Annotated in this window: 10 protein-coding genes; 4 read left to right on the top strand and 6 right to left on the bottom strand. The window is 69.7% G+C overall.

Features of this window, described 5'->3' with window-relative positions; translation table 11 throughout:
• From NW804_RS05765 to NW804_RS05755, 3 genes are all read left to right on the top strand, one after another.
• The coding region (locus tag NW804_RS05765) for a hypothetical protein (protein WP_414423085.1) at positions 1-235 on the top strand (235 nt) is incomplete at its 5' end.
• Between the two features lie 5 nt (positions 236-240).
• Positions 241-1,803, top strand: a complete 1,563-nt coding sequence (locus NW804_RS05760) for a DNA repair protein RecN (RefSeq protein WP_414423084.1) — start codon at positions 241-243, stop codon at positions 1,801-1,803.
• A gap of 42 nt (positions 1,804-1,845) precedes the next feature.
• A complete protein-coding gene (locus NW804_RS05755; protein ID WP_414423083.1) occupies positions 1,846-2,028 on the top strand; it encodes a hypothetical protein in 183 nt (60 codons plus the stop codon).
• On the opposite strand, the gene NW804_RS05750 is transcribed toward NW804_RS05755, so the two are convergent.
• The 5 genes from NW804_RS05750 to gmk are packed head-to-tail and all read right to left on the bottom strand — an operon-like array spanning position 2,012 to position 5,239.
• Positions 2,012-2,647 carry a MarC family protein gene (locus tag NW804_RS05750; protein ID WP_414423082.1) on the bottom strand — a complete coding sequence of 212 codons (636 nt, stop codon included), beginning with the start codon at positions 2,645-2,647 and terminating at the stop codon, positions 2,012-2,014. The two genes, NW804_RS05755 and NW804_RS05750, sit on opposite strands and share 17 nt — an antisense overlap.
• A complete protein-coding gene (gene argR / locus NW804_RS05745) occupies positions 2,622-3,098 on the bottom strand; it encodes an arginine repressor (protein ID WP_414423081.1) in 477 nt (158 codons plus the stop codon). Before argR ends, NW804_RS05750 begins: the two co-directional genes overlap by 26 nt.
• 7 nt (positions 3,099-3,105) lie before the next feature.
• Positions 3,106-4,296 (bottom strand): bifunctional phosphopantothenoylcysteine decarboxylase/phosphopantothenate--cysteine ligase CoaBC, encoded by a 1,191-nt coding sequence (coaBC, locus tag NW804_RS05740; protein WP_414423080.1) that lies wholly within the window; start codon positions 4,294-4,296, stop codon positions 3,106-3,108.
• Complete coding sequence (gene rpoZ / locus NW804_RS05735; RefSeq protein WP_414423079.1) at positions 4,297-4,596, bottom strand: DNA-directed RNA polymerase subunit omega; 300 nt, start codon at positions 4,594-4,596, stop codon at positions 4,297-4,299.
• A complete protein-coding gene (gene gmk / locus NW804_RS05730) occupies positions 4,577-5,239 on the bottom strand; it encodes a guanylate kinase (RefSeq protein WP_414423078.1) in 663 nt (220 codons plus the stop codon). The genes rpoZ and gmk overlap by 20 nt, the downstream gene beginning before the upstream one ends.
• A gap of 52 nt (positions 5,240-5,291) precedes the next feature.
• Here gmk and NW804_RS05725 point away from each other — a divergent pair, with 52 nt between their 5' ends.
• Positions 5,292-6,758, top strand: a complete 1,467-nt coding sequence (locus NW804_RS05725) for a glycoside hydrolase family 13 protein (protein ID WP_414423077.1) — start codon at positions 5,292-5,294, stop codon at positions 6,756-6,758.
• Here the strand turns inward: NW804_RS05725 and NW804_RS05720 are convergent.
• The gene (locus NW804_RS05720) at positions 6,755-7,198 is read right to left on the bottom strand and encodes a methylated-DNA--[protein]-cysteine S-methyltransferase (RefSeq protein WP_414423076.1); all 444 of its coding nucleotides are present in this window, start codon (positions 7,196-7,198) and stop codon (positions 6,755-6,757) included. The genes NW804_RS05725 and NW804_RS05720 overlap by 4 nt on opposite strands.
• Positions 7,199-7,200 lie beyond the last annotated feature (2 nt).

Raw genomic sequence — 7,200 nt, 5'->3', positions numbered from 1 at the left:
GTGCTACGGAAGCGACCCCGCCAAAGCCCGCCAGGTTCTAAAAGTCCTGCCCCCGGACTACGCGGGTGTACTACACCACAAGCCTCTGCCAGACGGCCATAAACTTTGTGTGCAATTCAGCGCAAAGGATATAAAGCGACAGCTTAACAAGTTGGCTCGCGTCTTTCCCCACCTGAAGGGAGAGCGGATTCGGGTCAGGGAGGAAGAGTTCCCCCTGGGCGCTGACCTACAATGAGGGGGATGCTGCAGCGCCTCGAGGTCCAGAACCTGGCCGTGATCCGCGAGGCGGTCTTGGAGCTCGCCCCGGGCCTCAACGTCCTCACCGGGGAGACGGGGGCGGGGAAGAGCCTCCTGGTGGACGCCCTGGCCCTCCTCCTGGGGGCGAGACCCGAGGGCATGGTGGGGCCTTTCGGGGACAGCCTCCTGGTCACGGCCTTCTTCCAGGGGCCCGAGCCCAAGGTCCTCTCCCGGAGGGTGGGGGGCCGCTCCACCCCCCGGATTGACGGGGAGGTGGTGAGCCTAAAGGAGCTGGAGGAGGAGGCCCAAAAGCGCCTCTCCCTCCATGCCCAGCACACCGCCTTGGCCCTCCTCTCCCCCAGGAGGCAGCGGGAGGTTCTGGATGCCCTCCTGGACCCCGCCCTCCTCGCCCGCTACGCCGAGGCCTACGCCCACCACCAGGCCCTCCTCGCGGAAAAGGAGGCCCTGGAGGCCGCTTTGCGGGAGAGGCGGGCCCGGGAAGACCTCCTCCGCTTCCAGCTTGCGGAGATCCAGGGGGCCAGGGTCCAGCCCGGCGAGGACGAGGCCCTTCTGGAGGAGGCCCGGAGGCTTCGCCACCTGGAGGCCCTCAAAGAGCGGGCGGCCAGGGCCCAGGCCCTCATGGAGGAAGGGGCTTTGGAGGCTTTGGAAGCCGCCTTCCGCGAGCTCAGGTCCGGGGCCCGCTACGACCGGGCCCTCGAGGCCCTGGCCCAGGACCTGGAGGCGGCTTTGGAGGGGGCGCGGGCGGTGGCGGCGGAGCTTTCGGCCTACCTGGAGGGCCTGGAGGGGGACCCGGAGCGCCTGGCCTACCTGGAGGAAAGGCTAAACCTCCTGGAGCGCCTGAAGCGCAAGTACGGCCCCACCCTGGAGGAGGTCCTGGCCTACGGGAAAAGGGCGGAGGAGGAGCTTGCCCGGCTGGAAGGGGGGGAGGCCCGGCTTGCGGAGGTGGAGCGGGAGCTCCAGGTGGCCCAAGAAGCCCTCCTCCAGGCCGGGGAGGCCCTGAGCCGGGCCCGGGAGGAGGCGGCGAGGAGGCTTATGGCGGGCATGGAGGGGGAGCTAAAGGAGCTCGGCTTCCCCAGGCCCCGCTTCCTGGTGGACCTGAAGCCTTTGCCGGAGCCTGGACCCTCGGGCCTGGAGGAAGTGGCCTTCCGCTTCTCCGCCAACCCCCACCTCCCCCCCGCGCCCCTGAGCGCCATGAGCGGCGGGGAGCTTTCCCGGCTGGCCCTGGCTTTAGCCCTCCTGACCGGGGCCGAGGCCCCCACCGTGGTCTTTGACGAGGTGGACACGGGGCTAGGGGGGGAGACCGCCTGGAAGGTGGCCGAGCGCCTAGCCCGCCTGGCCCAGACCCGGCAGGTCCTGGTGGTCACCCACCTGCCCCAGATCGCCGCCAAGGCCCACCGCCACCTGCGGGTGGTCAAGGAGGGGGAGGAGGTGCGCCTAGAGGTCCTGGAAGGGGAGGAGCGGGTGCGGGAGCTGGCCCGCCTCCTCTCCGGCCAGTACACGGAGGCCGCCCTCTCCCACGCCCGGCTTCTTCTGGAGGCGCCGTGAACCTAGCGGGACCTGGCCTTCCGCCTAGGCGGCGACGAGTTCGTGAGCCTGCACCCGGGCCTAAAGGGCGAGGACGCCCCCGCCCTGATCGCCAGGCTCCGGGAAAGCCTGCCCTACAGCGTGGCCGCCGGGAGCCTAGAGGTGGGGGCGGAGAGCCCGGAGGCGACCCTGGCCGAGGCGGACCGCCGCATGTACCAAAACAAGCGGGCTAAAGGAGGCCCTTGACCCCGCCCGCCACGTACTGCACCGCCAGGGCCGCCAGGAGGAGGCCCAGGACCCGGGTCACCACGTTGACCCCGGTCCGCCCCAAGGCCCGGCGCACGCTGGCCGCCGCCCGCAGGAAGAGGTAGGCCAGGGCCAGGACCAAGAAGGCCGTGAGGAGGACCACCCCCACGCCCATGGGGGCCCGCCCCGCCTCCGCCCCCAGGACCAGGAGGCTCGCCAGGGCCCCGGGCCCGGCGATCAGGGGGATGGCCAGGGGAAAGACGGAGATGTCCGCCCGCTCCAGGGCCTCTTTGGCCTCCTCCTCCGTCTCCCGCTCGTGGTGGGCGAAGACCATCTCGGTGGCGATGCGGAAAAGGAGGATCCCCCCCGCCACCCTGAGGGCGTCCAGGCTGATGCCCAAGTAGGCCAGAAGCTCCCGCCCGAAGAAGAAAAAGAAGGTGAGGACCGCCCCTGCCACCAGGACCGCCTTTCTGGCGATGCGGGCCTGCTCCCTTGGGGGCCGGTCCCCGGCCAGGGCCAAAAACACGGGCACCAGCCCCACCGGGTCCATGACCACGAAGAGGGTGAGGAAGGACTTGAGGAAGAACTCCACGTCACCTAAGGCGCTTGCCCGCCACAAGAAGCTCCCCGAACTCCTCCTCCAGGGCCCGCGCCGCCTCCTCGGTCCGGGCCACCACCAGGATGGTGTCCTCCCCCGCCAGGGTGCCCACGATCTCGTCCCGCCGCAGGCGGTCCACGAGGAGGGCGATGCCGGAGGCGTGCCCCTCGGCGGTCTTCACCACCAGGATGTTCCCCCCCCGGTCCACGTCCTTCACGAAGAGGCCAAACTGCCGCTTCAGCTCCTCGTAGATGTCCTCGGGAAGCTCCAGGGAGGGCAGGACGTACTTGTGCCGCCCCTTGCCCAGGGCCACCCGGGCCAGGCGCAGCTCGGTGATGTCCCGGCTCACCGTGGCCTGGGTCACGTCAAAGCCCATCTGCCTGAGCCTCTCCACCAGCTCCTTCTGGGTGCCGATCTCCTCCCGGCGCACGATCTCCTGGATGGCGCGGTGCCGCTCCTCCTTGCTTCGCATACGCACCTCAAGGTTTCCAGAACTCCTTGACCAGGTCCAGTATACGGTGGGCCACCTGGCGTTTTTCCATGCGGGGTAGCTCCAGAACCCGCCCATCCCGCGCGATGAGGACCACCTCGTTCTCGGGGGAGCCGAAGCCCACCCCTTCCCGGTTCACCCAGTTTAGGGCGATGAGGTCCAGGTTCTTGCGGCGGAGCTTTTCCTGGGCCCGCTCCAGGCCAGAAGCGGTCTCCATGGCGAAGCCCACCAAGACCCTCCCCTCCTTCCGCTCCCCGAGCTCCTTGAGGATGTCGGGGTTGGGAACGAGGCGGATGGTCTTCTCCGCCTCCGCCTTGGGCTCCTTGTCCTTTAGGACCTCCGCCGGGCGGTAGTCGGCCACGGCGGCCGCCATGACCACCGCCTTCGCCCAGGGGTAGCGCTCCAAGATGGCCTGGCGCATCTCCAGGGCGCTTTCCACCCGGACCACCTCCACGCCCCAGGGGGCCTTCAGGCAGGTGGGGCCGCTGACCAGGACCACCTCCGCCCCCCGGTCCCGGGCGGCCTCGGCCACGGCGTAGCCCATCCTCCCCGAGGAGGGGTTGGAGATGAAGCGGACCGGGTCCAGGTACTCCCGGGTGGGCCCGGCGGAGACCAGAAGCCTCAGGCCCAGGAGGTCCTTGGGGGCGAGGAAGGCCTCGAGGCGCTCCAAAAGCTCCTCGGGCTCCAGCATCCGCCCCCACCCCTCCCCCTCCCCCACCGCCGCCAGAGGGCCGTAGCCGGGGCCGAAGACGGCGTGGCCCAGGGCCTTGAGCCTCTCGGCGTGGCCCTGGGTCTGGGGGGCAAGCCACATGGCCTCGTTCATGGCCGGGGCCCAGGCCACCCGCCTGGCCCCCGCCAGCAAGGTGGCGGAAAGGAGGTCGTCGGCCAGGCCCAAGGCGGCCTTGGCCATGGCCTCGGCGGTGGCCGGGGCCACCAGGACCACCTCGGCCCAGCGGGCCAGGTCTATGTGGAGGGCCCGGCCGTCGGGGCGGAACCAGGCCTCCTCCGTGGCCACCTCCCCCCCGGCGGCCACCGCCAGGGAAAGGGGGGTGATGAACTCCAGGGCCCTGGGCGTGGCCAGGACCCGCACCTCGTGGCCGCGGGCCCGGAGGAGGCGGAGGAGGTGGGGGGCCTTGATGGCGGCCACCCCGCCGGTCACCGCCACCAGGACCCGGGCCACCTAGGCCTCCTCTTCGGTGGGGTAGAGCCTTTCCATCTCCTTCTGAAGCCGGTCCTCGGGCACCAGGTTCTCCCCGAAGACCAGCCGCCCCGTCAAAAGCTCCTTCATGGCCCAGGTGACGGCGTTGGGGTCGTCAAAGAGGCCCTCGAGGGTGCGCATCTTGGGCCTCTCCTCCGGCTCCAAAACGGTGTTCTTAAAGCGGTGGCGCAGAAGCTGCTGGGCGCGTTTGGCCACCACCACCGTGAGCCGGTACTTGGAGTCCACCATGCCGAAGAGCTTGTCAATGCCCGGTTCCGCCATAGTTCCTCCTCAAGATCTCGTCCAGATCCCTTTCCAAAACCTCGTCCCGCTCCAAAGCCTTCCGCAAAGCCTCCCCCATGCGCTCCCGGCGGCGGCGCTCGGCGGTGATGATGGCCAGGAAGTCGGCCACCGCCTCCTCCAGCACGTCGTTGACCACCACGTAGTCAAAGAGGTGGGCGTTCCTTATCTCCCACTCCGCCTGCTCCAGGCGCCTCGCGATCTTCTCGGGCCCGTCGGTGCCCCGGAAGACCAGGCGCTTCTTGAGCTCGGAGAGGGAGGGAGGAAGGAGGAAGATGAGGACCGCCTCAGGGATCTTGCCCTTCACCTGCAAGGCCCCCTGGACCTCAATCTCCAGGAGGACGTCCTCCCCCCGCTCCAGGGCCCGCTCCACCGGGGCTTTTGGGGTGCCGTAGAGGTGGCCCACGTACTCGGCGTGCTCCAGAAACCCCTCCTCCTCGAGGAGGGCCTCAAAGGTGGGACGGTCAACAAAGTAGTAGTCCACCCCGTGCCGCTCCCCCGGGCGGGGGGGACGGGTGGTCATGGAGATGGAGTAGAAGAGGCGGGTGCGCTCCAGCACCTTGGCCCGCACCGTGCCCTTCCCCACCCCGCTGGCCCCGGTCATCACGAAAAGCCGCCCCCGCATACCCTCCACCCCGGAAGGATACCAGAGGGGGCCCCATGGGGCAAGGATTTTTGTGACCCAGGCACCTTTTTCCTGTGGTACACTGGCCCCCGTGGCCTGGTACGAGGGCGCCTTCTTCTATCAAGTCTTTCCCGACCGATTCTTCCGGGCAGGCCCGCCGGGCAAGCCCGCCCCCACGGGGCCCTTTGAGCCCTGGGAGGCCCCGCCCACCCTGCGGGGCTTCAAGGGGGGCACCCTCTTCGGCGTGGCGGAGAAGATCCCCTACCTGGTGGACCTGGGCGTGGAGGCCCTCTACCTGAACCCCGTCTTCGCCTCCACCGCCAACCACCGCTACCACACCACGGACTACCTCCAGGTGGACCCCGTGCTGGGGGGTAACGCCGCCCTAAGGCACCTCCTGGAGGTGGCCCACGCCCACGGCATCCGGGTCATCCTGGACGGGGTCTTCAACCACACCGGGCGGGGCTTCTTCGCCTTCCAGCACCTTCTGGAAAACGGCCCGGAAAGCCCCTACCGGGACTGGTACTACGTGAAGGGCTTTCCCCTAAACGCCTACAGCCCCCACCCCAACTACGAGGCCTGGTGGGGCAACCCCGAGCTCCCCAAGCTGAAGGTGGAAACGCCGGCGGTGCGGGAGTACCTCCTCGGCGTGGCCGAGCACTGGATCCGCTTCGGGGCCGACGGCTGGCGGCTGGACGTCCCCAACGAGATCCAAGACCCCGAGTTCTGGCGGGCCTTCCGCCGCCGGGTCAAGGGGGCTAACCCGGAGGCCTACATCGTGGGGGAGATCTGGGAGGAGGCGGACTTCTGGCTTCAGGGCGACATGTTTGACGCCACCATGAACTACCCCCTGGCCCGGGCCGTCCTGGGCTTCGTGGGCGGGGAGGCCCTGGACCAGGAGCTTTCCGGGCGCACGGGCCTGGGGCGGATAGAGCCCCTCCAGGCCCTGGCCTTCAGCCACCGCCTGGAGAACCTCTTCAGCCGCTACCGCCCGGAGGTGGTCCGGGCCCAGATGAACCTCCTCACCTCCCACGACACCCCCAGGCTCCTCACCCTCCTCAGAGGGGACGCCGACCGGGCGAGGCTGGCCCTCTCCCTCCTCTTCCTCCTTCCGGGAAGCCCCACGGTCTACTACGGGGAGGAGGTGGGCCTCGAGGGGGGGCACGACCCGGAAAACCGGGGCGGGATGATCTGGGAGGAGGGGCGCTGGAAGAAGGGGATCCGGGAGAGCGTGAAGCGCCTGGCCCGGCTCCGCAAGGAGCACCCCGAGCTCCGCACCGCCCCCTACACCCGCATCTACGCCGTGGACGGCCACCTGGCCTTCACCCGGGGACCCTACCTGGTGGTGGTGAACGCCACCCCCTTCCCCTTCCGCCAGGACTTCCCCCTGCACGGGGCCCTGCCCCGGGGCTCCCAGGCGGTGGACCTCCTCTCCGGGGCGGTCTGCACGCCCATGGGGGGGCGGCTTTGCGGCCCCGAGCTTCCCCCCTTCTCCGTGGCCGTCTGGGTGGAGGTCTAGAGGGCCCCCTCAAAGCGGAGGAGCCAGAGCTTGAGCCCCTCCTGCCCGGCGAAGCCCCCAAGCCGCCCGTCGGCGTGGATCACCCGGTGGGCGGGGACCAGGAGGAAGAAGGGCGAGGCGCGAAGGGCCATGCCCACCGCCCTGGCGGGCAGGCCCAGCTCCCGGCCCAGGGCCCCGTAGCTCCTGGTGGTGCCGTAGGGGATGCGGCGGGTGGCCTCGTAAACCGCCACCCGCCAAGGGCTCAAGCCCGAATAATCCAGAGGGATGCTCAGGAAATCCGGCCTTTCCCCGCGGAAGTACCGGGCCACGCCCTCAGCCACCCGCTCCGCCAAAGGCCCCTCCGCCTCCTGGCCCCGGGGAAAGAGGACAGGCTCCAGACGCCGCACCCCTTTTGCGGAAACCTCCAGCCAAAGGGGGCCGATGGGGGTAGGAAGAAGCATGC

The sequence above is a fragment of the Synechococcus sp. WC10meta genome (genome assembly GCF_047461475.1).
The sequence above is the reverse complement of the archived record's forward strand: the minus strand, read 5'-3'. Positions and strand labels throughout refer to the sequence as shown.

What these genes read in the sequence shown, in the direction of transcription:
- NW804_RS05720 (WP_414423076.1), bottom strand. Translation starts at nt 7,198, where the DNA reads ATGCTTCTTCCTACCCCCATCGGCCCCCTTTGGCTGGAGGTTTCCGCA.
- gmk (WP_414423078.1), bottom strand. Translation starts at nt 5,239, where the DNA reads ATGCGGGGGCGGCTTTTCGTGATGACCGGGGCCAGCGGGGTGGGGAAG.
- argR (WP_414423081.1), bottom strand. Translation starts at nt 3,098, where the DNA reads ATGCGAAGCAAGGAGGAGCGGCACCGCGCCATCCAGGAGATCGTGCGC.
- NW804_RS05760 (WP_414423084.1), top strand. Translation starts at nt 241, where the DNA reads ATGCTGCAGCGCCTCGAGGTCCAGAACCTGGCCGTGATCCGCGAGGCG.
- rpoZ (WP_414423079.1), bottom strand. Translation starts at nt 4,596, where the DNA reads ATGGCGGAACCGGGCATTGACAAGCTCTTCGGCATGGTGGACTCCAAG.